General features: G+C 71.3%; 22 protein-coding genes and 1 pseudogene. 15 read left to right on the top strand and 8 right to left on the bottom strand.

Features of this window, described 5'->3' with window-relative positions; all coding sequences use genetic code 11:
• Positions 1 to 181, bottom strand: a pseudogene (locus tag ACFULQ_RS41275) (sugar ABC transporter permease); the annotation flags it as partial.
• A complete protein-coding gene (locus tag ACFULQ_RS41270) occupies positions 178 to 1,494 on the bottom strand; it encodes an ABC transporter substrate-binding protein (RefSeq protein ID WP_383554685.1) in 1,317 nt (438 codons plus the stop codon). The pseudogene ACFULQ_RS41275 and the gene ACFULQ_RS41270, both read right to left, overlap by 4 nt.
• A 446-nt stretch (positions 1,495 to 1,940) precedes the next feature.
• Between ACFULQ_RS41270 and ACFULQ_RS41265 the strand changes: the two genes are divergently transcribed.
• On the top strand, positions 1,941 to 3,005 hold the full coding sequence (locus tag ACFULQ_RS41265) for a LacI family DNA-binding transcriptional regulator (protein ID WP_383554683.1): 1,065 nt from the start codon (positions 1,941 to 1,943) through the stop codon (positions 3,003 to 3,005).
• Positions 3,006 to 3,253: 248 nt separating this feature from the next.
• Entirely contained in the window at positions 3,254 to 4,153 is a 900-nt protein-coding gene (locus ACFULQ_RS41260; RefSeq protein ID WP_383554680.1) for a squalene/phytoene synthase family protein, read from the top strand.
• Positions 4,154 to 4,229: 76 nt separating this feature from the next.
• Here the strand turns inward: ACFULQ_RS41260 and ACFULQ_RS41255 are convergent, their stop codons facing one another.
• The gene (locus tag ACFULQ_RS41255; protein ID WP_123758879.1) at positions 4,230 to 4,496 is read right to left on the bottom strand and encodes a GlsB/YeaQ/YmgE family stress response membrane protein; all 267 of its coding nucleotides are present in this window, start codon (positions 4,494 to 4,496) and stop codon (positions 4,230 to 4,232) included.
• 267 nt (positions 4,497 to 4,763) lie between these two features.
• Between ACFULQ_RS41255 and ACFULQ_RS41250 the strand changes: the two genes are divergently transcribed.
• The 5 genes from ACFULQ_RS41250 to ACFULQ_RS41230 all read left to right on the top strand — a co-directional run bounded on the left by ACFULQ_RS41250 (position 4,764) and on the right by ACFULQ_RS41230 (position 9,985).
• Positions 4,764 to 5,117: an ArsR/SmtB family transcription factor gene (locus tag ACFULQ_RS41250; protein WP_383554677.1), complete on the top strand. Its 354-nt coding sequence runs from the start codon at positions 4,764 to 4,766 to the stop codon at positions 5,115 to 5,117.
• Between the two features lie 45 nt (positions 5,118 to 5,162).
• Complete coding sequence (locus ACFULQ_RS41245) at positions 5,163 to 5,867, top strand: lytic transglycosylase domain-containing protein (protein WP_383554674.1); 705 nt, start codon at positions 5,163 to 5,165, stop codon at positions 5,865 to 5,867.
• 211 nt (positions 5,868 to 6,078) lie between these two features.
• Positions 6,079 to 7,785 (top strand): LCP family protein, encoded by a 1,707-nt coding sequence (locus ACFULQ_RS41240; RefSeq protein ID WP_383554671.1) that lies wholly within the window; start codon positions 6,079 to 6,081, stop codon positions 7,783 to 7,785.
• Positions 7,786 to 7,857: 72 nt separating this feature from the next.
• Positions 7,858 to 8,142, top strand: coding sequence for a Sec-independent protein translocase subunit TatA (gene tatA, locus ACFULQ_RS41235; RefSeq protein ID WP_383554669.1), 285 nt, complete (start codon positions 7,858 to 7,860; stop codon positions 8,140 to 8,142).
• Between the two features lie 91 nt (positions 8,143 to 8,233).
• The gene (locus ACFULQ_RS41230; RefSeq protein WP_383554667.1) at positions 8,234 to 9,985 is read left to right on the top strand and encodes a protein kinase; all 1,752 of its coding nucleotides are present in this window, start codon (positions 8,234 to 8,236) and stop codon (positions 9,983 to 9,985) included.
• On the opposite strand, the gene ACFULQ_RS41225 is transcribed toward ACFULQ_RS41230, so the two are convergent.
• Entirely contained in the window at positions 9,966 to 11,120 is a 1,155-nt protein-coding gene (locus tag ACFULQ_RS41225) for a hypothetical protein (RefSeq protein WP_383554664.1), read from the bottom strand. The genes ACFULQ_RS41230 and ACFULQ_RS41225 overlap by 20 nt on opposite strands.
• Positions 11,121 to 11,225: 105 nt before the next feature.
• Between ACFULQ_RS41225 and ACFULQ_RS41220 the strand changes: the two genes are divergently transcribed.
• The 6 genes from ACFULQ_RS41220 (at position 11,226) to ACFULQ_RS41195 (ending at position 17,484) form a co-directional block, all read left to right on the top strand.
• Positions 11,226 to 12,224: an aldo/keto reductase family protein gene (locus ACFULQ_RS41220; protein ID WP_383554661.1), complete on the top strand. Its 999-nt coding sequence runs from the start codon at positions 11,226 to 11,228 to the stop codon at positions 12,222 to 12,224.
• Between the two features lie 144 nt (positions 12,225 to 12,368).
• The gene (locus tag ACFULQ_RS41215; RefSeq protein ID WP_383554660.1) at positions 12,369 to 13,142 is read left to right on the top strand and encodes a DUF5995 family protein; all 774 of its coding nucleotides are present in this window, start codon (positions 12,369 to 12,371) and stop codon (positions 13,140 to 13,142) included.
• A 46-nt stretch (positions 13,143 to 13,188) separates the two neighbouring features.
• Positions 13,189 to 14,265 (top strand): MerR family transcriptional regulator, encoded by a 1,077-nt coding sequence (locus tag ACFULQ_RS41210; RefSeq protein WP_383554658.1) that lies wholly within the window; start codon positions 13,189 to 13,191, stop codon positions 14,263 to 14,265.
• A 246-nt stretch (positions 14,266 to 14,511) separates the two neighbouring features.
• The gene (locus tag ACFULQ_RS41205; RefSeq protein WP_383554656.1) at positions 14,512 to 15,201 is read left to right on the top strand and encodes a GAF and ANTAR domain-containing protein; all 690 of its coding nucleotides are present in this window, start codon (positions 14,512 to 14,514) and stop codon (positions 15,199 to 15,201) included.
• A gap of 183 nt (positions 15,202 to 15,384) precedes the next feature.
• Positions 15,385 to 16,854, top strand: coding sequence for a purine-cytosine permease family protein (locus ACFULQ_RS41200; RefSeq protein WP_383554654.1), 1,470 nt, complete (start codon positions 15,385 to 15,387; stop codon positions 16,852 to 16,854).
• A 234-nt stretch (positions 16,855 to 17,088) separates the two neighbouring features.
• Positions 17,089 to 17,484, top strand: coding sequence for an SseB family protein (locus ACFULQ_RS41195; protein WP_383554651.1), 396 nt, complete (start codon positions 17,089 to 17,091; stop codon positions 17,482 to 17,484).
• A gap of 252 nt (positions 17,485 to 17,736) precedes the next feature.
• On the opposite strand, the gene ACFULQ_RS41190 is transcribed toward ACFULQ_RS41195, so the two are convergent.
• Positions 17,737 to 18,723, bottom strand: a complete 987-nt coding sequence (locus ACFULQ_RS41190) for an AraC family transcriptional regulator (RefSeq protein ID WP_383554649.1) — start codon at positions 18,721 to 18,723, stop codon at positions 17,737 to 17,739.
• A gap of 99 nt (positions 18,724 to 18,822) precedes the next feature.
• On the opposite strand from ACFULQ_RS41190, the gene ACFULQ_RS41185 reads away from it, so the two are divergent.
• Complete coding sequence (locus ACFULQ_RS41185) at positions 18,823 to 19,563, top strand: VOC family protein (RefSeq protein WP_383554647.1); 741 nt, start codon at positions 18,823 to 18,825, stop codon at positions 19,561 to 19,563.
• A gap of 149 nt (positions 19,564 to 19,712) precedes the next feature.
• On the opposite strand, the gene ACFULQ_RS41180 is transcribed toward ACFULQ_RS41185, so the two are convergent.
• The 3 genes from ACFULQ_RS41180 to ACFULQ_RS41170 all read right to left on the bottom strand — a co-directional run bounded on the left by ACFULQ_RS41180 (position 19,713) and on the right by ACFULQ_RS41170 (position 22,044).
• Positions 19,713 to 20,102, bottom strand: a complete 390-nt coding sequence (locus tag ACFULQ_RS41180) for a MarR family winged helix-turn-helix transcriptional regulator (RefSeq protein ID WP_383554645.1) — start codon at positions 20,100 to 20,102, stop codon at positions 19,713 to 19,715.
• Between the two features lie 64 nt (positions 20,103 to 20,166).
• Positions 20,167 to 20,517, bottom strand: a complete 351-nt coding sequence (locus ACFULQ_RS41175; protein ID WP_284432867.1) for a VOC family protein — start codon at positions 20,515 to 20,517, stop codon at positions 20,167 to 20,169.
• A gap of 495 nt (positions 20,518 to 21,012) precedes the next feature.
• On the bottom strand, positions 21,013 to 22,044 hold the full coding sequence (locus ACFULQ_RS41170) for a LacI family DNA-binding transcriptional regulator (RefSeq protein WP_383554643.1): 1,032 nt from the start codon (positions 22,042 to 22,044) through the stop codon (positions 21,013 to 21,015).
• A gap of 199 nt (positions 22,045 to 22,243) precedes the next feature.
• Between ACFULQ_RS41170 and ACFULQ_RS41165 the strand changes: the two genes are divergently transcribed.
• A partial coding sequence (locus ACFULQ_RS41165) for a beta-galactosidase (RefSeq protein ID WP_383554641.1) occupies positions 22,244 to 24,259 on the top strand: 2,016 nt, incomplete at its 3' end.

Below are 24,259 nucleotides of genomic sequence, written 5' to 3'. Positions count from 1 at the left end.
CCAGCGCGGTCACCCACACCAGCAGCACGTGCAGGATCGTGGGCACGCCCGCCATGAAGGCCAGCGTGATGCGGTCGCGGCGGGTCAGCAGACGCTTGTGCCCTTGGGGGACGTTGCGGGGGGTGGTGCCCGAAGGCGGCTCGGCGGGCGCCGCCTTCGGGGTCCGGGTGTCGATGCTCATGACGATGCGAAGATCGTCTTCTTCTGGCGTTCGATCGAGGACAGCAGACTGTCCACGCCCTTGGGGTTCTGGAGGAACTTCTGCAGCGAGGGCTGCATCACCGTCGAGGTGAAGTCCGGGCGCGAGTCGCGGTCCATGAACTGGGTCAGGCTCTTGGCCCCGCCGATCATGTCGAACGCCTTCTTCTGCAGCGCCGAGTACGCGGAGGTGGACGCCTTGTTCGAGGCCGCCACCACACTCGGGTCGCCCTTGAGGTAGAGCTCCTCCGCCGCCGGGGTGCCCAGGTACTCAAGCAGCTTGCTCACGCCGTCCTTGTTCTTGGGCGACTTGGCCACCATGAAACCGTCGGTGGGCGCCTCCACCGTGTCCTGCCCATAGGCCGGGTTGATCTCAGGAAACGCGAAGAAGTCCAGATCCTCCAGATCGGCCTGGTTGGTGAACTGCTGCGCCACGAACGTGCCCAGCAGATACATCCCCGCCTTCTTCGCCACCAGCGTCTGCGCCGCGTCCTGCCAGGTCCGGCCCATGAAACCGTCCTGGTGATACGGCAACAGCTCCGCCCAGTGATCGAAGACGCCCTTGACCTTCGCATCCGTCCACGACGCCTTGCCCGCCATCAGCTCGACATGGAAGTCATAGCCGTTCAGCCGGAAGTTGATCTGGTCGAAGGTGCCCATCGCCGGCCACGCGTCCTTGTCGCCGAACGCGATCGGCACCAGACCGTCCTTCTTCATCTGCTTGCACAACGCCACCAGCTCATCCCACGTCGTGGGCACCTGGTAGCCGTGCTGCGCGAACACGCTCTTGCGGTAGAACAGCGCCCACGGGTACGTCGTCATCGGCACGAAGTAGTACTTGCCGTCCGCCCCCTTGGACAGCTTCTTCATCGCGTCCGGGAAGTTCGCCCCGATCGTCTCCCACACATCATCGATCGGAGAGGCCAGGCCCTTCTGCGCGAAGAACTGCATCCGGTACCCCGCGAACCACTTGAACACATCGTCCGGCGTGCCCTGCAGATACGAGTTGATCTGCTCCTGGAAGGTGTTGTGGTCCTTCGTGTTCACCTTCACCGTCAGACCCGACTGCTTCTCGAAGGCCGCGTACACCGCCGCGTACGCCTTCTTCGGCACCGCATCCGAATCGTTCGAACCCACACTCACGGTCTTCGGGTCCGACGAGCTGCCACTGCCACCGCAGGCACTCAGCAACGGCACACCCGCACCCGCGAGCAGAGCGGCACCACCCACACCCCGCAACAGACTGCGGCGGCTGGGCGAAGGAAGGGAGAGACCCGAGGGGGAGAGGTCCTGCATTGCGGCTCCTGACAGGGCCGACGTACCCGGGCTTCGGTACGACGACCCGATGAGACGGTGGTGAGCTAGACCTCACCAACTGATCAGAATCAAACGTGATCGCACAGAGACGATCGGCGATGCCTGGAAGAGTGTTCGTTGTGTGGGGTCACTGTCAAGACCAAGTGTCCGAATATCTGTATGAGGCGGATGCGGCATTTGAATGAGGCGGATGCCGCGAGAACGCACACTCGCCGGTTTCGGCTGATCCCTGAGCAGGCTTGATGCCCTCCCGCCCAAGGCGGGGGAAGCGCTTTCTGGGATCCTTCGGACATCAGGCAGAGCTGAGGCGGCACGGTCGAAACCCTTGACGCGTCCCCTCCCGGCGACGTACACATGACCGCGCGGTCAGACCGCGCGGTCACCATGACTGACCTGCACCGCGGGACGGAGCCACAGGAGAGCCGATGACGCCGGAAGCCGGGCGCGACCAGAGCGCGCAGGTGCCGCGCAGCGCGGACGTCGCACGGCTGGCCGGGGTGTCGCGCAAGACGGTCTCCCGGGTGCTCAACGACGAGCCGTACGTCTCCGACAAGGCACGACGCCGAGTCCTCGCGGCAGCGGAGGAGCTGGGCTACCGCCTGAACCACGCGGCCCGCGCCCTGGCCTCCGGACGCACCCGCTCCCTCGGAGTCGTCGCCCTGGGCACCGCGGGCTATGGAACCGCTTCCCTTCTGGTGCACATCGAGCACGCCGTACGGGACGCCGGGTACGCCCTCCGCGTGATCAACACGCCCGACGGTGCCCCGGCAGGCATCGCCGGCGCCCTGGGGTCACTCCTCGAACAGGGCGTGGACGGGGTCATCGTGTCCGAACCCGTGGTGAAGGGAGAGGTACCGCTCCGCGTCGACGTCCCCGTCCTCTTCCTCGGCGCACCGCCTTCCTTCACCGGCTCCAGGACGCTGACGGCGAGCCTGGGCACCCGGGAGCTGGCACGGGCCGCCACCGAGCACCTGCTGGAGCTGGGACACGAGACCGTCCACCATCTCGCCGGTCCCCGGAAGTGGTATGTCACCAAGGACCGGATCGAGGGCTGGCGGGACGCGCTGGCCGCCCGGGGCGCGCACGAGCCGCCGCTGCTCAACGGCGACTGGTCGGCGGAGTCCGGATACGCGGCCGGGCGTGCGCTGGCCTCGGACGTGTCGGTGACCGCGGTGTTCGCCGCGGGCGACGAGATGGCCATCGGCCTCGTCCACGCCCTGCGGGAGGCGGGCCGACGGGTGCCGGAGGACATCAGTGTCGCCGGGTTCGACGGCAACCCCGTCTTCGCCTACGTCTCCCCGCCCCTGACGACCGTGCGTCAGCCCTTCGAGGCCGCCGCACGGGAGGGCGTCAGGCTGCTCGTGCACGCCGTCGAGCACCCCGACGCCGAGCCGCCGCTCGCCGACGAACCCCCGGTCGAACTCGTCGTCCGAGGCTCGACCGCACCTCCGCCGACCGACCGACACCGACCGCCCCTGCGCGCCACCTGAGCAGCGCCCTCTCCGGCGCCCACAGGAACAGCGGTCCGGTGGCCGGTGTGGCCCAGTCCTCCGCCGCCAACGGTGGAAGGTCTTCCGCGTCAACTGACCTGAGCGAAGGGAAGGTTGAACCACGCCCCCGGCCGACCGACCGCGGATCCGGCGGGGGTTAAGGTCACCCCGTCCGTCTCTTCCGGTGTCGTGGCGACCCGGTCCGTGGAGACCCCGTCGGAGAGCAAAGGGTGGTAGCACGTGCCGAGTTGGGACCGCAGACTGACGGCCGCCGGAGTGCGGGACCGGGCCCTGCGCGCGGACTACTCGACCGCCGCCCGGTCTTCGCCCGCAGGATCCTCGCCCACTACGCCGCCGTACGGCTGCTGGTGACCCCGGCACTGCACCCGCACGTGGTCGCCTCCTACGCCTTCCTCGCCCGCACCGACGACCTCGCCGACCAGGGACCGCTGGAGGAACGCCTGCCGCGCTGGCACGCCTGGGCCGAGCAGGTCACCGCCGGGCTGCGGTCCGGCCACGCCGACGACCCGGTACTGCGGGCCTTCCTGCACACCGTGGCCGTACGGCAGTTGCCGCACCACTGGGTGCACACCTACCTCAAGGCCACCACCGAGGAACTGCACTTCACGGGCCACGCCACCGAAGCCGACTTCCAGCGGTACGTCGACCACCTAGCCCTGCCCGCCCTGATGCTGATCGAGGATCTCCAGTACGAGGGAGGCGGCGGCGAGTCCTTCCGGTCCCGTTGCCGGTCGTTCGCCGAGGGGCTCCAGCGCCTGGACTTCCTGACCGACCTCACCGACGACCTGAAGGAGGGGCGCCTCTATCTCCCGCAGGAGGACCTGGACCGCTCCGGGGTCACCCGCGCCGACCTCGAACAGGGGCAGGACACCTCGGCCGTAAGGGAGTTGGTCGCCCTGACCTGCCGTAAGACCAGGAAGTCCCTGACCGACTCACGAGCCTTGGCGGATGCCACGGTGCCTGGGTTCCGGCCGTTGCAGCGCGCCCTGCTGGACCTCGCCGAGCACCAGCTCGCCCGCGTCGAGAGCGCCGGCGCCTCCATCACCCGGCGCCCGGTGGGCTACGGCGTCCGCGTGCCACTCACCGTCCTGTTCCGCGAGAGGCGCCAGGTCGGGCGTGAGGCGTAGGGCGCGCCCGTGCTCCCCGCACTCCGTACCTCCTGGAGTGCGGAGTGCTGCCCTTGCTCCGCAGCCAACCGTCCGCTCAGTCGCGCGAGTTGCCGAACAGCAGGCGGTAGCCGATCAGCAGGACCAGGGAGCCGCCGATCGCCGCGCCCCAGGTGTAGAGGTCGAAGAAGTGACTCTCCACCGGGCGGTCCAGGAAGCGGGCGGAGAGCCAGCCGCCGACGAACGCCCCCGCGATGCCGATGAGGGTGGTGCCGATCAGGCCGCCCGGGTCGCGGCCCGGCAGCAGGATCTTGGCGATGGCCCCGGCGAGCAGGCCCAGGATGATCCAGCCGATGATGCCCACGTCGTAGTCCTCCGGTCGGGACGGGGCCGGGCGCGGTACGCCCGGCCCCGAAGCTTCGGGTTGCTTGGTTGCGCAAGCCTATGGACCCGAGCGGGGGAGTGGTGAGCTCCGGCGACGACTGATGGCAAGTCGTCGATGTTCTTTCACGGACTTATTACATTGCGCAATCGATGAACCGTCAGCGAGCTGCCCGCCCCCTCGCCCGCCGCCCCTACACTGAGGCAGCGCACGTGTGTTGACCGTGACCGGGGCGGGCAGGAGGGGACTGTGGCGGCACTCGCTGGTGGCTTCGAGGATCCGTCCGCCGAGGTGCTCACCGAGGCGGCCGAGGTGTTCGGGCTGCTCGCCTCCTCGGCCCGGCTGCACCTCATGTGGGCGCTGTCCCAGGGCGAGAGCGATGTCACCCACCTCGCCGACCGGGTGGGCGGCGCGCTCCCCGCGGTCAGCCAGCACCTGGCGAAACTGAAACTCGCCGGGCTCGTGCGGTCCCGCCGTGAGGGTCGCCGGCAGGTCTACTACGTCGACGACCCCGACATCGTGACCGTCGTCCGCGTCATGGTCGGCCAGCTGACCGCCCGTACCGCCCCGGCCGCCCACAGCATCGCCTCACGCCGCTCTTAGTCCCCCTCCGCTACGAAGGACGCCGGGCGGAGGAGGGGGAGAGGCATGTCCGGTGTCCGGGCGTCATGGCGTCGGCGCCGGCTGCCCGTCATCGTCCTCGCCCTCTACGTCGTGGTGCGCGCCGCCAACACCTCCCAGGGCGACTCCACGCCCCCGGTCCGGGGCTCCACCCCCACGCCGACCACGTCAGCCGGTCCGACGGCTCCTTCCGCCCCGGCCGCGACGTCCTCGGCTCCTTCCGCCCCGGCCGCGACCTCCTCGTCGTACGACCCCGCCGACTACGCCTCCCAGGTGCGCGACCGCGCCCGGCAGGCCGGTGTCAGTGCACGGCTGGTGATGGCGATCCTCTACAACGAGGCGTACAAGCCGCACGACCCGGCTCTGGAGCGAGCCTGGCAGAGGGTCAGTCCCGACGCGGCCTTCGGTGTCGCCAACATGCACCGCGCCACCTTCGACGAGGTCAAGAAGGGCCGGGACTTCGCGAACCGCAGCTGGCAGGAGCTGCCCGACGACCGCGACCTCGCCATCGAGGCCGAGGCCTGGTACCTGCACGACCTGGCGGCCCAGCTGCCCGCCGCCCGGTCGACGCGCTGGACCGAGGACGAGTTGCTGGCCCTCGGCTACAACACGGGCGCCGGAAACATGCTGGCCTTCGCCCGCGGCGCGACCCCGGGCAGTCAGGCCCAGGCGTACCTGGACAAGCTGCACGCCAACTGGGCGCGGGCGGGCAGAGCCGTGGCCGAGGGCTGAGATGTGGTGGAGGTTGCCGCGTTTCTCCATGAGATGCCTCACCTGTGAATTCCGGCGGGCTCGGTGCTGGCCGGGCCAGGGGTTTGTTAGATTGCGCAACTACGCAACCTAGGCGAAGTTCCGGCTTGGCCTGCCTGCACACCGCCGCGCAGGCCCGGCCGCCACCCCTCGGCCCGGCCTGACAGGCCCGACCGTTTCGTGGGAGTGGTAGATGAGCGACCGGTGGGACAGCCCGGGCGGTCAGGCCACGCGCAGCCGCACCGGCCAGGTGCCCGGACAGCGCGCGGGCGGATCCGGCGGAGCGCACCGGCCCGGAGGCCGGGCCGCGGCCAGGGAGGCGGCCCGCTCGCACGGCGGCAAGGGGTCGCGTCGCCGGGTGCGCCCGGTGCGGCGCGGCAGGCGGGTGCTGAAGATCGTCGGGCTGTGTCTGGCCGTCCTGGTGCTGGCCACGGCCGGGGCGGGCTGGTGGTTCTACCAGCACCTCAACGGCAACATCAACAGCGTCGCGCTCGACGGCAAGGGCGGCTCGGAGAAGGCCGACGCGTTCGGCCGCACCCCGATCAACATCCTGGTCATGGGGTCCGACGGCCGCACCAGCAAGGCGGACTGCAAGCTCGGCGGCGGCTGCTCACGGACCGGCGTGCAGACCGGCAACGGCAACGCGGACGTGCAGATGGTGGTGCACATATCCGCGGACCGCTCCAACGCCACCGTCATGAGCATCCCCCGCGACACCATGGTCAACGTCCCGGCCTGCAAGGACAGCGAGAACGGTCAGTCCACGTCCGGCTACTACGGCCAGATCAACAGCGCCCTCCAGTACGGCCCCGCCTGCCAGGTCGCCACCATCCACCAGCTCACCGGCATCCCCATCGACCACTTCGTCAAGCTCGACTTCTCCGGCGTGGTCAAGATGTCCGACGCGGTCGGCGGTGTCTCCGTGTGCGTCAGCGACAACGTGTACGACACCTACTCGCACCTGAAGCTGTCCAAGGGCACCCACACCCTCAAGGGCGAGGCGGCCCTGGAGTTCGTCCGCTCCCGGCACGGCTTCGGGGACGGCAGCGACCTCGGTCGTACGGTCTCCCAGCACATCTTCCTCAGCGCGATGATCCGGAAGTTCAAGAGCGCGGGCACCCTCACCGACCCGACCGCGGTCTACGACCTCGCCGACGCCGCCACCAAGGCGCTGACCGTCGACGACGGCCTCGGCAGTGTCAAGAAGCTGATCTCGCTCGCGGCCGACGTGAACAAGGTGCCCACCAAGCGGATGACCTTCACGACGATGCAGACCGCGCCCGACCCGGCCAACAGCAACCGCGTGGTGGTGGGAGCGGGCGCCAAGGACCTGTTCTCCAGCATCGCCGCCGACCAGTCCCTGACCACCGGTTCGGGCAAGAAGTCCGCGGCGGCCTCTGCGACGGCCTCGGCCTCGGCGGTGCCGGCCTCCCAGATCGCCGTGACCGTCGAGAACGGCACCTCGATCACCGGCCGGGCCTCCGAGGTCGCGACGGCGCTCACCGGCCAGGGCTTCAGCTCCGCCACGACCACGGCCAACGCCCCCAGCCCCGCCACGACCACCACGCTCACCTACGGCACCGGTCGGAAGGCGGCGGCCCAGACCGCCGCCAAGGCGCTGGGGCTGCCCGCCTCGCATCTCGAACAGGGCTCGGGCACCGGCCTGACCCTGGTGATCGGCGCGGACTGGACGAGCGGCAGCACGTACCCCGGCGGTACGTCCTCGCCGGCGCCCGCCGACACCAAGGCCGCCGTCTCCAACGCCCACGCGCAGACCGCCGACGAGGCCAAGACCTGCGCCAAGGTGAGCCCTTACCGGACCGTCTCGCTCAACGGGGTCGCCATGACACCGGCGCAGGCGTACGCGGCGGCGACGAACAAGAAGGACTCCGACCAATGAGGCGGTGAGGGGGTCGGGGGTTGTACAGTTGCGCAAGCTGGCAACAATGAGCATCGAGAGGGGACGTACGGAATGCTCCGCAACGGACTGGAACCCTGGCACCTGTTGATCGTGGTGATCCTCTTCCTCCTGCTGTTCGGCTCCAAGAAGCTCCCGGACGCCGCCCGCGGCCTCGGCAAGTCGATGCGCATCCTCAAGAGCGAGGCCAAGGCGATGAAGGAGGAGAGCGCGGCCCCGGCCCCCACGGCCCCGGCCGAGGGCACGACCGCGGCCGAGTCCACGCCGCACGTCATCCAGTCCGCGCCCGGAGAGACCGCCACGGCCCACCGCACGGCGGAGGGCACCCCGGCTCACTGAGGCCGGACGCCGGTCAAGGACCGGACGGGCGGCCCGCTCCAGGCTCGGGCGGTGGCGAACGCTGTCGGCGGCGACAACTATGCTCCCGCCCATGAGTGAGGCAGACGAAGGCCCCGGCAGACGAGTCGTCGACGGGCGCTTCGAGTTGGAGGCCCGTCTCGGCGGCGGCGGGATGGGCACGGTCTGGCGGGCCAGGGACCTGGTGCTGCACCGGATGGTCGCGGTCAAGGAGGTCCGCCCGCCCGACCGGGACCTCGCCGAGTACGACCCGCACGGCGCGCGCACCCTGCGGGAGCGGGTCCTGCGCGAGGCGCGGGCCCTCGCCCGGATCGACCATCCGAACGTCGTCACCATCCACCACATCGTCGACGGCGGAGAGGGCACCTACCCCTGGATCGTCATGGAGTTGGTCAGCGGCGGCTCGCTGGCCGACCGGCTGGCCCAGGGCCCGATGCCGCCCGTCGAGGCGGCCCGCATCGGCCGGGGCGTGCTGGCCGCGCTCACCGCCGCGCACGAGGCCGACATCCAGCACCGGGACGTCAAGCCCGCCAACGTCCTGTTGCGGTCCGACGGTCGCCCCGTCCTCACCGACTTCGGCATCGCCGCGATCCGCGAGACGACCAGCCTCACCGCCACCGGCTCCATCATCGGCACCCCCGACTTCATGGCACCCGAGCGGATCTCCGGCCATGAGGGCGGTTCCGCCTCCGACCTGTGGTCGCTGGCGATGATGCTGTACACCGCCGTGGAGGGCCACCACCCGCTGCGCCGCGGCAACACGCTCGCCACCCTCGCCGCCGTCCTCAACGACGACGTGCCGCCGCCGGTCAGGGCCGGCGCCCTGGGCGACGTACTGATGAGGGTGCTCGTACGTGATCCGGCGGCGCGGCCGTCGTCCGCCGAACTGGACCGGATGCTGGCCGACATCGAGTCGGGGCAGGCCGGTCCGGCGCACGCCTGGCACCAGACCGCGCCCTATCCGTCGCCCGCGCCGCCGGCCGGCCCGGCGCCTTCGTACCCCGGGGCCTTCGTCGCCCCGACGGCTGCCTTCGGTCCGGCCGCCGTCCCCGGGCACGCGACGAAGGCCCCCGGGTTCGGGCCGCCGCCGGTCCACCCCGGGTCCGGACCGGGCCCGTCCCAGCCCGTCACCTCACCGGTACGGGCGGGCGGGAGGAGCCGTGCGGCCGTGGGGGCCCTGTTCGGTGTCACCGGCGCCTCGCTCGCCGGTGCCGTGGTCCTGATGTGGTGGCTGCTGCCCTTCGGGAGCGACTCGGGCGGCTCGGGTGCCGCGGCGGACCCCCGCTCCCCGTCCGTCGCCTCGGCCCCCGAGTCGACCGGGTCCCCGTCCACCGCCCCGGCCGCCCGGCAGTCCAAGGGCTCCACCGCCACGAGCCTGCTCACCCCGGGCGGCATCCGCACCGCCATCGCGGCGATCGAGAAGGAGACCGGCCGGGACAGGTTCGGCGACTTCACCGCCTACGACGACTTCGTGTCCGTCGAACTGATGGTCAAGGGCAGCGACAGCAAGTACGACACCTACACCTACCGGACCGGGCAGGGCGTGGAGAAGGGCATCATCAAGGGCACTCTCTCCGGCGGCGACCAGCCCTTCCGGCTCGATGCCTTCGACTGGGACAAGCTGCCCGCGCTGCTCGCGCAGGCGCGCAAGAAGCTCAACGTCGACAACCCGAACGCCAGTTACCTGGTGGTGCGCCAGCCCAACGACACCTTCGACACCCCGCTCGGCATGGCCGTCTACCTCAGCAACGAGTACAGCCAGGCCGGTTACCTGGAGGCGACCCCCAAGGGCAAGGTCACCCGGGTCATGCCCGCGGAGGACTGAGCGGCGCGGCGTCCGGCTCGGGCACCTTCGCGGTGTCCCCGTCGCGGTCGCTCCCGCCCCCGGTCAGCCGCAGCGCCGCGAACGCCGCCGCCCCCGCCAGGATGCCGAAGGTCAGGGCGGCGGGGACGTTCGAGCCGAGCCCCGAGAACAGGTGCAGCGGGCCCCACACCGAGGCGGTGTCGTCGACCGCCGTACGCACGAACTGGCTTGCCGTCAGTCCGAGCAGGACGGCGCAGACCGTACTGACCGCCATCGCTGGAGCCGTGGTCCGGGTGAGCAGGCCGGGCAGCAGACGCAGCGACCACCACACCACGACCAGCGTCAGCAGGTCGGCGGCCCGGTAGAGCAGCCAGTCGCCGAGCGGGCCGCCGGCCGGACCCGCCCAACTGCCCAGCAGCAGCCACTCGCGCAGCAGGTCGCCGGGCTCGGACAGCAGTCCGCGGCCGCTGAAGGAGGTCTGGATCCAGGCCGCCACCGACACATGGGAAAGGCCCACCAGCGACACCGCGACCACCGCGGTCCCCGCACTCGCGGCGACACGGGCGGCCCGCGGCGGCACGTCCCGCCGGGCCGGCGACTCCTCACCCTTGGCGGTCACGCGCGCCACGAGCACCGTGAGCAGGGCGGTCAAGAGCCCCGCGAACACCGGGACCGGCCCGCTCGACGCGATCACCGACGCCAGCTGCGGCAGGACCCGGTAACTCCCGTGCCCGCGGGCGGCGATCAGCCAGGGCGCGGAGACCGTGACGGCCAGCGTGCCGGCCACCGGGCCCCAGGCCCACAGCGCGAGCACGGTGGCCGGGGTCCGGCCCCGCGTCGGCGGAATCCTGCGCACCAGCAGCAGCGCGCCGGCCACGAAGAACCCGAGGACCGCCACGAACCTGATCTGCATCCCGGTGCGGTACAGGTCGGCATACGGGGTGCCGCCTCCCGTGGCGGGGTCCGCGGACGCCGTCGAGAGGTCGTACGACCAGGGGGCGAGCCAGTTCCGCAGCTCGTTCACGGAGTCGATGTCCAACACGCTGGTGCTGCCGCGCAGTCGCAGTGCCTCGGCGCTCTCGCCCGCCCACCACAGCAGCAGCGTGATGAGCACGCCCCCGAACAGCGCCGGTATCACCGCACGGCGATACGTCATGTGCTTTCCCCCGTCTTGGAACCTGATCCACAGGTGTGTCGATCAGCTGAAGGGTAGGGGAACCGGAGCAGACCCCGATCCCGCGCCCGTCGCGAAGGAGCCCCCATGCGGTACCGCACACTCGGCAGTTCGGACCTGGAGGTCTCGGAGATCTCCCTCGGCTCCTGGCTCACCTACTCCGGCGGCGTCGAGGCCGACGCGACCCGCGCCTGCACCGAGGCGGCCTTCGACGCCGGCATCAACTTCTTCGACACCGCGAACGCGTACGGCAGGGGAGCGGCGGAGACGGCCTGGGGCGAGATCCTCTCCGCCCACCCGCGCGACTCCTACGTCCTGGCCACCAAGGTGTACTTCCCGATGTCGGACGACCCGGCCGACCGGGGCCTGTCCCCGCAGCAGATCGAGAAGCAGATCGACGCCTCCCTCACCCGCCTGCGGACCGACCACGTCGACCTGTACCAGGCCCACCGCTTCGACACCGCCGTACCGATCGAGGACACGATCGAGGCGTTCCAGAAGGTGGTCGCGCAGGGCAAGGCCCGCTACATCGGCTTCAGCGAGTGGACCCCCGAGCAGATCCAGGCGGCGATCGATCTCGCGGGGCCCGAGCTGTTCGTCTCCTCCCAGCCGCAGTACTCCATGCTGTGGCAGGCGCCCGAGGCCGAGCTGTTCGACCTCTGCGCCGCCCATGACATCTCCCAGATCGTCTGGTCCCCGCTCGCCCAAGGGGTTCTCACCGGCAAGTACAAGCCCGGGCAGCCGGTGCCGGAGGGCAGCCGGTTCGCCTCCGCGGACATGGCGGTCTCCCAGGACCTCGTCTACAGCGACGCCACTCTCGAAGCGGTCCAGCGCCTCGTCCCGCTCGCCGAGGAGGCCGGCCTGAGCATGCCCACCCTCGCGCTCGCCTGGGTCCTGCGCCGCAGGGAGGTCGCCTCCGCGATCACCGGCGCGTCCCGGCCCGAGCAGGTCCACGCCAACGCGGCGGCGTCGGGAGTCGAACTGCCCGAGGACCTGCTGACCGCCGTCGACCAGGCCCTCGCCGACGCCCCCGTCACCGAACCGACCCTCGCTCCCGCGGCGGAGCCTGGCATCAAGCGGCGTTGAGCGGCGGATCCTGTCCGATCCCCGATCACCTCGACCCCTGACGTCCATCCCGCACAGTCGGATCTCCTTCCGGCGGGCGGTGGTACAACGAGGCTGTGATCGGCCTTGTGGGCCCAACGTGGGTCCGGTGGAGGGGAGTTGGGCATGGTGGCACAGAACATCGACGATGTCGTGGACGGGCTTGCCGGGATCGTGCGGGAGGCCACGCGTTCCGGTGACCGGATCGGATACTTCGCGGCGCTGTACCGGCAGGTGACCGTGGAGGTGCGCACCGCCATCCACGCCGGGCTGTTCGACGACGGCCCCCGGATGGACCGTTTCGACACGCACTTCGGCAACCGCTACTTCGAGGCGCACGACGCCTGGCTCCGTGACCGGAGCGGACCGCGCTGCTGGCGCGAGGCGTTCGGGCTGCTCGACGACGCCGACACCGTCATCGTGCAGCACCTGCTGCTCGGGGTGAACGCCCACATCAACCTCGACCTGGCCGTCGCCGCCGCGCGCACCGCCCCGGGCCCAGGCATCCAGGCGCTGCGGGGCGACTTCCTGCTGATCAACGACATCCTCGGGCGGGTGGTCCTGGCGGTGCAGGACTCCATCGACGCGCTGTCGCCGTTCATGTCGCTGCTCGACAAGGTGGGCGGCCGGACCGACGAGCGGATCCTCGACTTCAGCATCCGCCAGTCCCGCGAGGAGGCCTGGTACAACGCCGTCCTGCTGGCCGGCCAGAGCGACAGGGAACGCGAGGTCACCATGGAGCGGCTCGATGTCCGGGCAGCCGTCCTCGCCCGGTTGACGGCCCGGCCGAGCGGTCTCGTCCGACCGGCCCTGGAGCTGATCCGGAGGACCGAGAGCGACGACGTACCGGCCGTCATCACCCATCTGGACCACGCCATGGAGCGGGCCGCCACCATTTGACCCTCGACCTGGTGCAGGGCCCAGAGTCCGGGGTGTGGAGAACGACATGCGCAGCATCGGTGAGACGGCTCGGGACAGCGGGCTGGGGGTGAGTGCCCTGCGGTCCTACGACCGTGCCGGGGTGCTGGTGCCGGCCTGGGTGGATCCCGTCAGCGGATACCGCTGGTACGAGCCCTCCCAGCTGGACGAGGCCCGGCTGCTGGCGCGTCTGCGCCGGGCCGGGATGCCGCTGGCGGACATCCGGCTGGTACTGGCCGGATGGTCCGGCGCCGACACCGAGCTGGTCCGCAGGCTGCTGGAGGCGCACCTGGGCCGTCTCGAACAGGGACTGTCCGACGCCCGCGAGGAGTTCTCCGCGCTCCGTGCCCTTCTCGATCACCGGGAGAACGTCATGACCTCGCTCCAGACCGTCGCCGTCCGGCTGTCCCTCGCCGCCCCCGAACTGGCGGCCGCGTTGGACACCGTCCGTTTCGCCGTGAGCACCGACCGGGAGCTGCCGATGCTCGCCGGGATCCTGTTCGACATCGAGGGCGAGAACCTCCATGTCGTGGCCACCGACCGGTACCGCATGGCGATCGCGCGGGCCGCTGTCGCCGGGCACGAGGGAGGCCGGGTGCAGCTCATCGTGCCCACCCCGCTCGCCGACGCGATGCGGGCGCTGCTGGACGGCGAGGCCGCGGTGGAGCTGTCCGTCGACGGCGACCGGGTGACGCTGGAGGCCGGCGCCCGGCAGGCGGCGGGCCCGCGCCTCGACCACGACTTCCCCGACTACCGGCGCCTGACGCCCCGGACCGCCGGACGCCGCGTCCTCGTCGAGCCGGCCGCGTTCCGGCGGGCCCTGGAGACCGGGCCGGTGCGCACCGGCGATGACGGGGCACAGACCCTCAGCGTGCTCAAGGCGCAGGAGGACGGCACGGTGACCCTCCACGCCGACGCCGACGGCGACCCGGACCGCGTGGCGGTCAACCGTGACTTCCTGCTGGACGCGATCGACGCCCTGGCCGCCGGATCCCACGACCGACTGGCCCTGGAACTCGTCACCCCCACGGCACCGATCACGATCCGTCGCCCCGACGACGAGGAGACCTTCTCGATGCTGATGCCGGTCCGACTGGACGACTGACCGTCCGCCTGGACGCCTGGACGCCTGGACGCCTGGACGCCTGGACGTCCGGACTGCTGGACGACCGACCGCCCGATCGCCCCGGCGGCCTCGCCCTCGCCGTCACCGGATGGCGGACCGCCAACGGGGCGAAGGTTCGGCCAGGTCGCCGTGGGTACCGGTTCGCGGCAGGTCGGCGCACCCCGCGGCTGTGAGGATCGCGGAAGCGCGGGTAGGTGGTCCTCTGTCGGAGGGAGTGAGGACGTCTTGGAGTGGAGTCGGTTCGCCCAGCAGATGGCGGCGATGGCCCGGGATCTTCTGGCGCAGGATTCGGTGGCCGGCACACTGAGCCGGATCAGCGCCACGGCCACGGAACTCGTGGAGGGCTGCACATCCGCCGGCATCCTCGTGCTCCACGACCGGAAGGTGGAGACCCTCGCCGCCACGGACCAGCTGGTCATCGACAGCGACCGACTCCAGGAGCGGCTGGCGGAGGGGCCCTGCTTCGACGCGGCCCGCACCGCACAGGGCGACCGGACCTTCCGGATCGCCGACCTCACCGCCGAGAGCGAGCGATGGCCGGTCTTCGCTCCGCGGGCCCATGCGCTCGGCGTGGGCAGCATGATGGGTTTCCTGCTGTTCACGGACGACGACGACCTGGGCGCCCTGAACCTCTATTCACGGGAGCCGGGCGCGTTCACCGAGGCCAGCGAGCTGGCCGGCTGGCTGCTCGCCTCGCATGCGGCGGTCGCCCTGTCCGCCGCCCGCACCCACGCCCAGATGGAGCAGGCCGTCACCACCCGCCATGTGATCGGCGAGGCGATGGGCATCCTCATGGGCAGCCACCACCTCACCGAGGAACAGGCCTTCGACGTGCTGCGACGCTATTCGCAGGAGAACAACGTCAAGCTCCGTGAGGTCGCCCGCCAGGTCTGCGAGAAGGGCGTCCTGCCCTGACCTGAGCACGGCCTCCCCGGCTCGTGGCTGAACCGGAGAAGCCTGGCCGGGCCGGCTCCCATGGGCACGCCGCCGCACTCGGCCTGCGCATCAAGTCCCCACCCCGGCGAAAGCTACTCATGATTGACGCCCGGCACGGCCCTGCCTACCGTCGCCCCAACACATCTGAACAGGCGGTCGACGATGACAGAGTCCTCGGGTCCCCACGGCAACAGATCCACCGCCCGGCAGCTCCAGGTGGAGACGCACGGGCTGGACGTGATCGGCGACACCGAACGCAAGGGCACCCCGCGCACCCTGTTCTGGCCGTGGTTCGGCGCCAACGTGTCCGTCCTGGGCCTCAGCTACGGCGCCTTCGCGCTCGGCTTCGGGATCTCCTTCTGGCAGGCGCTGATCGCCGGAGTGATCGGGATCGTCTTCTCGTTCCTGCTGTGCGGCTTCGTCGCCGTCGCCGGCAAGCGAGGCTCCGCCCCGACGATGGTGCTCAGCCGTGCCGCCTACGGAGTGCGCGGCAACCGGCTGCCGTCGGCCGTCTCCTGGGTGCTCACCGTCGGCTGGGAGACCGTGCTGTGCGCGCTGGCCACCCTCGCCACGGCGACCGTCTTCGGGCGGCTGGGCTGGGGCGGCGGCACCGGCACCCAGGTGATCGCGCTGATCGTGGTGGCCGGGCTCACCGTGGTCGGCGGGGTGATGGGCTTCGACCTCATCATGCGGCTCCAGACCGTCATCACCGTGGTCACGGGGGTACTGACCGTCGTCTACGTCGGTCTCGTGGCCGACCACATCCACTGGAGCACCGTCAGCGCCCTCCCGGCGGGCTCCGCGCAGGAGTTCATCGGCGCGCTGGTCTTCATGATGACCGGCTTCGGCCTCGGCTGGGTCAACGCCGCCGCCGACTACTCCCGCTATCTGCCCCGCACCTCGTCGAGCCGGGGCGTGATCGGCTGGACCACCTTCGGCGCCTCCGTGGCCCCCCTGCTCCTGCTGGTCTTCGGACTGCTGCTGGCCGGCTCCTCCACCCAGCTCAGCGAAGCCGTCGCCGCCGACCCGATCGGCGCCCTGACCACCATCCTGCCCACCTGGTTCCTGGTGCCCTTCGCCGTCGTCGCGGTCCTCGGCCTGGTCGGCGGTGCCGTCCTCGACATCTACTCCTCCGGCCTCGCCCTGCTGTCCGCGGGCCTCAGGATCCCGCGCCCGCTGGCCGCGCTCGTCGACGGCATCCTGATGATCGCCGGCGCCGTCTACATCGTGTTCTTCGCCGACGACTTCCTCGGCCAGTTCATGGGCTTCCTCACCACCCTCGGCGTCCCCATCGCCGCCTGGTGCGGCATCATGCTCGCCGACCTGGCACTGCGCCGCCGCGACTACGACGAGGCCGACCTCTACCGCCCGGGCGGCCGCTACGGCGACGTACCGCCCACCCCGCTGATCCTCACCGTCCTCGCCACCGCCCTCGGCTGGGGCCTGGTCACCAACTCGGCCGCCGGCTGGCTGGACTGGCAGGGCTATCTCCTCGGCCCCCTCGGCCTGGGCGGCAGGTCCGGAGCGTGGGCGTACGCCAACCTCGGCGTGCTGGCCGCGCTCGCGGTCGGCTTCCTCGGCACCCTGGCCCTCGGCCGCGGCCGGATCCGCGCCCAGGAGGACGCCGTATGACGACGGGACGCTCGCCGTCATCGGCATGCCGTGACAGCTGAGCCCGCGGCAGCCGGACAAGTACTTCGTGGCCCCGGAGACACCCGGTTCGGTCCGCCCTCGGAGCACATCGCCCCGAATCCCGGACGCCTCGCACGCATGCTCTTGGCGCGCTCGGGTACGCGAGCAGGACCGCGCCCTGGGCGATCATGCCTGCGGGCGGGCCGCACGACCGCCGCTACCAGGGGATCTGCCATGGACACACCCGCCAACGACCACACCGCAACACCGGCCCAGCGGGCGCTGGACGCGCTGACGCAGAACACCGAGGACACGACGGCGCTGGACACGCTCGCGACCAGCGAGGTGCTCATTCCGGTGCCCGACGACGCCGCCGACGAGGACACCACGGTGGCGCTGCCCGTGCTGGAACAGGAGGACGGCGCTCCCGTCGTGCCCGTGTTCACCTCCGAGACGGAGATGGCCGAGCTGCTGCCGTTCGTCTCCCGCTACCGTCTGGTGCCGCTCGGCGCGCTCGCCGCGCAGTGGCCCGACGGCGACCTGTCGCTCTCGATCGACGCCAGCTCCACGCATCCGCTGACGCTGACGTCCGAGGGCGTGCGCACGCTGCTGGCCCGGCCCCAGGGCTGATCGCGCGGTGGGGCCCGGCCACCACGTGCGACGGAGGGGGAGCGGCCGGGCCCGCAGAGGGGTGCGGACCTGCTCCCGCCGCCGCACCCCGGTTCTCGCCTGCGGAACAGAGGATGAGCGGCGCCGACCCTGCTCATCCCCGGTGCGCTCTGCGATCGCCGTGACCCGACCATAGGACCGATCCGAGAGGCCGTCGCTCCGGAATGCGTGGTGCATGTCCGCAATGCGCGGCGGATCGGCGGACGCGACGGCTCACACGGCGCGCAGGGTCTGCGAGGGCGACTCCCCGAAGCGCTGCCGGTACCGGCGCGCGAAACGGCCCAGATGCACGAACCCCCACGCGTGGGCCACGTCCGTCACGGTCGTGGTTCCCGGCGCCGCCGCACGCAGCTGCCGGTGCACCCGCTGGAGCCGCACCTCGTGGACGTAGGCCATCGGCGACATGCCGACATGTCTACGGAAAGCTTCCTGCAGGGTGCGCAGACTGACCTGACCGATGGCCGCGAGCCGGTTCGCGTCGTACGGCTCGGCGGGCAGGTCCTGTACGGCGTCCATGACCCGCTTGACCGAGGCCGGGCGCATCGGCGGGGGAGGGGCCTCCAGCGCCTCGCGGAAGGTGTGGTCCGCGGCGAGCAGCATGCCCTCCAGGAGCGTCTGTTCGAGACGGCCGCGGATCATGGGACGGGTCAGCAACCCGCACGCCACGTCCCGCTCCAGCAGGTTCCACATCGCGAGCCGCATCCAGCTCAGCCCAGGCCCCCGGGAGACGTCCAGGTACGGCCCGAAGCGCGGCGGACGGCGTACGGAGTGACCGAGCAGCACCTCCAACTGCCGTAGCAGGGCTGCCTTGTCGATCTTCACGGTGAGGGCCTGGCAGTCGGCGGACCAGGTGTCGACCCGGATGTCCCGCCCCGGATCGAAGACCAGGGCCCGCCCCGGAGTGGAGAACTCCACCGCACCGCGCCCCTCCTGGACGCTGAAGCAGCCGCTGAACGGCACGGCCACGTGGTACACGCCCGGTTCGCCGAAGCTCATCCGCATCTCGGTGCCGAAACGCACGTCTCCCACGGTGAGCGCGCCGAGTTCGACGACGTGGAGCCGGGTGGCGAACTGCGAGGTCCGTCCGGCCAGTTCGAGCCGCAGGTCGTAGTAGTGGGCCGCGATCGCGTCGTGCGCCTCCTCCAGGGAGGTCGTCGCGTAGCTGTGGAACTCGGTGGCGCGCCCCTCTTCCACGGCCACGGCGTCGTCAGCCCCTTCCCCGCTCGGCGTCTGCTGTTCAGCATGACCCCCAGGGCGACCGCTCATGCCGGGCCGGACAGGCCGCATAGGATCGTCGGCATGGCGCTGCGACCGGTCCAGGTGAACATCAAAGCCGTCGACGCTGCGGCGGTCGGCCGGTTCTGGGCGCGGGCGCTCGGCTGGACGGCCCACAGTCCCGGGGCCACCACCTATGTGGGTCCCGCCGAAGACCTCGTCTGGCCGGACCCGGTCGCCGTCGGCATCGACGTGGTCCCCGTCCCGGAGCCCAAGTCACCGACGAAGAACCGGACGCACCTCGATCTGGCCACCGAATCCCCGGCCCACCAGGCGGAGTTGGTGACGCGTCTGAAGGCTCTCGGTGCGACACCCGCCGATGTGGGCCAGGGCGAGGTGCCGTGGACGGTGCTCGCGGACCCCGAGGGAAACGAGTTCTGCGTGCTGGAGCCCCGGGAGGTCTACCGGGACACCGGGCCGATCGCCGCGGTGGTGGTCGACTGCGTGGATCCGCGGGCCATGGCGAGGTTCTGGGGCGAGGCCCTGGACTGGACCCTGCACGAGGTGACCGACGACCAGGCGGTGCTGCGCTCAGCGAGAGGCGTCGGCCCGTATCTCGAGTTCCTGCGCTCGTCCGACGGCAGGACCGTGCCGGACCGCGTCCACCTCGACCTGCTGCCGTACCCCGCCGACGACAAGGCGGCGGAGGTGGCCCGGCTGCGCGCCCTCGGCGCCACCGACCTGGACCTCGGCCAGGGCGACGTCCCCTGGACATGCCTGTCGGACCCGGAAGACCACGAGCTCTGCGTCCTGGCCCCGCACTGAGACGGGACTGGGGCTCGTCCGGTGGATCCTGTCGGCCTCGCGGGGTCCGGAACACACTTCTCAGAAAGGGCCCTGGTCGGGTCGGCCTCGCGCGGCGACTCCCTCACGCTGGGACACCGCGCGCGGGAGGGGCCCGTCGCGTCGACCCGCTAGCCGTCCAGCGTCCGCGACAGCACCTCGCGTTGCAGCGGGAGGACCTGTGCGTGCAGGTCGCGGCCCTTGCGGGTGAGGGACACCCATACGCCCCGGCGGTCCTCCACGCACACCGACCGCTCCACGAGGCCGTCCTTCTCCAGGCGGCCGATCAACCGGGACAGCGCGCTCTGGCTCAGATGGACCCGGCCGACGAGGTTCTGGACGCGGCACTGGTCGCCCTCCCGGGGCGACTCGGTGGCGAGGATGTCGAGCACCTCGAAATCGCTCGCGCCCAGCCCGTGCGGGTGCAGCGCGCGGTCGATCTCGCAGATCGTGCGCGCGTGCACCGACAGGATGTCCCGCCACCGCTCCTGAAGACCGGTCCCGACCGTGTTCAGCGCCATAAGTGAACGGTAACACCGGTCCGGCCATTCATTGAGTGTGCAACTAGTGCATACGCAAGGAGGCTCAGGCCTGCGGATCCTGCGTGATCCCCACCAGGTTGCCGTCCGCGTCCTTGACGAAGGCGATCAGCTTGCCGCCACCGACGTCCTGGACGTCCTGGAGGGTCTCCGCCCCGGCCGCCACCAGCGCCGCGAGCGTCGCCCGGATGTCCTCCACGTGCCAGTAGGGGACCGGCCCGGTCATGCCCCGGGCGTGGCCGTTCGGGTCGAGGCCGACGTCCTGTCCCGCGTCCTTGAAGCCGACGTAGTACGGCTCGTCCGCGTAGGGCTCCACCCCCAGCAGCGCGCTGAACAGGGCCTTCGCGGCGGCGAGGTCCTTGACGGGGTAGATGATCGTCTTGAGTCCCGCGGTCATGGTGTGCTCCTCGGTGAGCTTCGTGAGGTGTCCCCGACGTTCTCCGTCGGTGCTCTCACGCTAGGCCGGAGAAGGGGAGTACCGCTTCTCCGATCCTGACCGGCCGCCGCCCTCAGAAGGAACGGACACCGGGCCGAACTCTCGTGCACCCCACCCGGGGCGCATTCGGCCGGACGGAGTAGGGACGAACCGGGCGCCTCACCACCTGGCCGACTGCCGCTGCCGTCGTCCGCGCCTGCGCCGGGACGCCGTGCTCCGCCCTCACCGCTGATCCTCTACGCCGGCCCCGCGCGCGTGATGCTCTGCCCCGACCCCGCGCGCACCACCCCTACGCCGCGGCGATCTCGCCCTCAGCGCCCCAGCACCCCGCTGCCGCCCTGACGGCGCTCACCAGCCCCCCTCCCCGAAGCACGCCCGAACCACCGCGCCCGCCTGCCGTCCTCCGACCTGGTCACGAGGCCGCTCGGCACCGCCCCGCCGCAGCCGCCGCAGGCATCACGTCGAGTCCCGCCGCACCAGCTCCGTCGGCAGAATCACCGCCGCCGGGTCCTCGCCCCCCAGCTGGGCCAGCAGTACGCGGACCATCTCCGCGCTGATCCGGTCGTAGGGCTGGCGGATCGTGGTGAGCGCGGGCGTCGCCTCCGTCGCCGCGATGGAGTCGTCGAAGCCGCCCACCGAGACGTCCTCGGGGACCCGGCGGCCCGCGCGGCGCAGTGCGGTCAGGGCGCCCAGGGCCATGAGGTCGGAGGCGACGAACACGGCGTCCATGTCCGGTGCCTGGCTCAGCAGCAGCTCCGTGGCCGCCTCCCCGCTGCCCCGGCTGTAGTCGCCGGAGGTCACGAGCCGCTCGTCGATCCCGACGCCCGCCTCCGTGAGCACCTCCTTGTACCCGGCGAGCCGGTCGACTCCGCCCGGCGAGTCCGGCGGGCCCGTCACGATGCCGATACGGCGGCGGCCCCGCGACAGCAGATGGCGCACCATGTCACGGGCGCCGTCCCGGTCGTCCGCGGCCACATAGCTCACCTTGGAGCCGGACCTCATCGGCTTGCCGCACTGGACGACGGGCACGCCCGCCTTGTGCAGCTCCTCGGCCACGGGATCGGCGGAGTGGCTGGTCACCAGGAGGACGCCGTCGAGATGGCCCGCCGTGATGAACCGCTTGATCCGGCGCCGCTCGTCCTCGGTGCCCGCCAGCATCAGCAGCAGCGGAATGTCGTGCGCGGCCAGCGCCTGGGTGCAGCCGCGCAGCAGGACGTTGAAGTTGGGGTCCTCGAAGAACCGCTCCTGGGGCTCGGTGAGCAGGAAGCCGACCGAGTCGGAGCGTCCGGTGATCAGGGAACGGGCGTGCCGGTTGACGACGTAACCCGTCTTGCGGATGGCGGAGTTGACCGCCTCCTGCGCGGCGGGGGAGACGTAGTGCCCGCCGTTGAGCACACGCGAGACGGTGCCGCGCGAGACCCCGGCCTCGCGCGCCACGTCGTGGATCGTCGGCGGTCTGCGCCGGCCCCCCGCATTGTTCATGGTCACGACTCTAAGCCCCGTGACAGCGGCACGGGGGCGCTCGTACGGCGGGACGTCACGAGCGGGATCCGAGCGAGCTGGGATCGTGCACAGGAATGCTCACGGTAAGGCACTTGGCAAGGGTTGCCACTGTACGGTTATCTTGGGCCGCACGCTCCTTGAGCCGTGTGTGCACGTTCCCAACCATCTGACTCGGGAGAGACCCATGCCGGAGACCACCCCCAGGGGCCTCACCAGGCTTGCCTTCGGCGGGGACTACAACCCGGAGCAGTGGCCCGAGAGCGTCTGGGACGAGGACGTCCGGCTGATGCGCGAGGCCGGGGTCACCATGGTCAGCGTCGGCATCTTCTCCTGGGCGCTGCTGGAACCGGAACCGGGCGTCCACGACTTCGGCTGGCTGGACCGGGTCCTCGACCTGCTCCACGAGAACGGCATCCGCGTCGACCTCGGCACCCCCACGGTCGTCCCGCCCGCGTGGTTCTACCGCGCCCACCCGGACGCGCTGCCCGTCACGGCCGACGGCACCCGCCTCGCCTTCGGCTCCCGCGGCGCCATCTGCCACAGCAACAGCGCCTACCGCGCGGCCGCCGCCGACATCACCACCCGGCTCGCCGAGCGCTACGGCGACCACCCGGCCCTCGCGATGTGGCACGTGCACAACGAGTACGGCGTCCCCGTCTCCGCCTGCTACTGCGACTCCTGCGCGGCCCACTTCCGCCGCTGGCTCCAGGCGACGTACGGCGGCGTCGACGGCGTCAACGAGGCCTGGGGCACCGCCTTCTGGGGCCAGCACTACACGAGCGTCGAGCAGATCGACCCGCCCCGCACCGCCGCCACCGTCGGCAACCCCGGCCAGGCGCTGGACTACAAGCGGTTCGCCGACGCGACCATGCGCGAGAACTTCCGCATGGAGCGGGACATCCTGCACCGGCTCTCCCCGGGCGTCCCGGTCACCACCAACTTCATGACCGCGCTCAGCCAGTGCGACTCCGTCGACTACTGGGCCTGGGGCGGCGAGGTCGACATCGTCACCAACGACCACTACCTCATCACCGACGGCCGCCGCACCCACGTCAACCTCGCGATGGCGGCGGACCTGACCCGCTCGGTCGCCGGCGGCGCCCCCTGGATCCTGCTGGAGCACTCCACCTCCGGCATCAACTGGCAGCCCCGCAACCCCGCCAAGGCGCCCGGACAGATGGCCCGCAACTCCCTCGCGCACGTGGCCCGAGGCTCCGAGGGCGCCATGTTCTTCCAGTGGCGCCAGTCCCGGCGCGGCGCCGAGAAGTTCCACTCGTCGATGGTCCCGCACGGCGGCACCGACACGCGCGTGTGGCGCGAGGTGGTCGAACTGGGCGCCGCCCTCGACTCCTTGAGCACCATCCGCGGCACTCGCACCCGGGCCGACGTGGCCGTCCTGTGGGACTGGCACTCCTGGTGGGCGCAGAACCTCGACTGGCGGCCCAGCGAGGACCATGATGCCCGCGAGCGCGCCGACGCCTTCTACGAGGTCCTCTACGACCGCCACCTCACGGTCGACTTCGCCCACCCGGAAGCCGACTTGTCGGCCTATCCCCTTGTCGTCGTACCGGCGCTGTACCTGATGACGCAGGCAGCCGGGGACAACCTCCGGCAGTACGTCGAGAACGGCGGCACCCTCGTCGTGTCGTACTTCTCCGGCATCGTCGACGAGCACGACGCCGTCCACGAGGGCGCCTACCCGGGCGCGCTGCGCGACGTCCTCGGTCTCACCGTCGAGGAGTTCTCGCCGCTGCTCCCGGGGCAGCTGGTCCGGGTCACCGGCCCCGACGGCTCCGAGCTCACCGGGGACGTGTGGACCGAGTTCGTGGTGCCGCGCGGCGCCGAGACCGTGTGGACGTACGCCGACGGCCTGACCGCGGGCCACCCCGCCGTCACCCGGCACCGCCACGGCCGGGGCACCGCCTGGTACGTCTCGACCCGCCTGACCGCCCAGGGCCTCGACGCGCTGCTCGGCTGGGCCGCCGAGGACGCCCGGCTGCCCGCGCGCGCCGACCTGCCCCACGACGTCGAGGTCGTCCGCCGTGAGGGGGACTCCGGTTCCTACGTGTTCGTGGTCAACCACACGGCGACGGAGGCCAAGGTGCCCCTGGACACGGCGGGCACCGAGCTGCTGACCGGCGAGCGCGCCGCGGGCCGCCTCGCGGTGCCGGCGGGCGCGGTCCGGGTCGTACGACTCGAC

It is taken from the genome of Streptomyces sp. NPDC057253, from assembly GCF_042669125.1.
Taxonomy (GTDB): Bacteria; Actinomycetota; Actinomycetes; order Streptomycetales; family Streptomycetaceae; genus Streptomyces.
Note: the sequence above shows the minus strand (reverse complement) of the source record. Positions and strands in the feature narration are given on the sequence as shown.

What these genes read in the sequence shown, in the direction of transcription:
- ACFULQ_RS41220 (WP_383554661.1), top strand. Translation starts at nt 11,226, where the DNA reads ATGCGGTACCGCACACTCGGCAGTTCGGACCTGGAGGTCTCGGAGATC.
- ACFULQ_RS41230 (WP_383554667.1), top strand. Translation starts at nt 8,234, where the DNA reads ATGAGTGAGGCAGACGAAGGCCCCGGCAGACGAGTCGTCGACGGGCGC.
- ACFULQ_RS41180 (WP_383554645.1), bottom strand. Translation starts at nt 20,102, where the DNA reads ATGGCGCTGAACACGGTCGGGACCGGTCTTCAGGAGCGGTGGCGGGAC.
- ACFULQ_RS41185 (WP_383554647.1), top strand. Translation starts at nt 18,823, where the DNA reads ATGGCGCTGCGACCGGTCCAGGTGAACATCAAAGCCGTCGACGCTGCG.
- ACFULQ_RS41245 (WP_383554674.1), top strand. Translation starts at nt 5,163, where the DNA reads ATGTCCGGTGTCCGGGCGTCATGGCGTCGGCGCCGGCTGCCCGTCATC.
- ACFULQ_RS41200 (WP_383554654.1), top strand. Translation starts at nt 15,385, where the DNA reads ATGACAGAGTCCTCGGGTCCCCACGGCAACAGATCCACCGCCCGGCAG.
- ACFULQ_RS41270 (WP_383554685.1), bottom strand. Translation starts at nt 1,494, where the DNA reads ATGCAGGACCTCTCCCCCTCGGGTCTCTCCCTTCCTTCGCCCAGCCGC.
- ACFULQ_RS41265 (WP_383554683.1), top strand. Translation starts at nt 1,941, where the DNA reads ATGACGCCGGAAGCCGGGCGCGACCAGAGCGCGCAGGTGCCGCGCAGC.
- ACFULQ_RS41175 (WP_284432867.1), bottom strand. Translation starts at nt 20,517, where the DNA reads ATGACCGCGGGACTCAAGACGATCATCTACCCCGTCAAGGACCTCGCC.
- ACFULQ_RS41195 (WP_383554651.1), top strand. Translation starts at nt 17,089, where the DNA reads ATGGACACACCCGCCAACGACCACACCGCAACACCGGCCCAGCGGGCG.
- ACFULQ_RS41225 (WP_383554664.1), bottom strand. Translation starts at nt 11,120, where the DNA reads ATGACGTATCGCCGTGCGGTGATACCGGCGCTGTTCGGGGGCGTGCTC.
- ACFULQ_RS41210 (WP_383554658.1), top strand. Translation starts at nt 13,189, where the DNA reads ATGCGCAGCATCGGTGAGACGGCTCGGGACAGCGGGCTGGGGGTGAGT.
- ACFULQ_RS41240 (WP_383554671.1), top strand. Translation starts at nt 6,079, where the DNA reads ATGAGCGACCGGTGGGACAGCCCGGGCGGTCAGGCCACGCGCAGCCGC.
- tatA (WP_383554669.1), top strand. Translation starts at nt 7,858, where the DNA reads ATGCTCCGCAACGGACTGGAACCCTGGCACCTGTTGATCGTGGTGATC.
- ACFULQ_RS41215 (WP_383554660.1), top strand. Translation starts at nt 12,369, where the DNA reads ATGGTGGCACAGAACATCGACGATGTCGTGGACGGGCTTGCCGGGATC.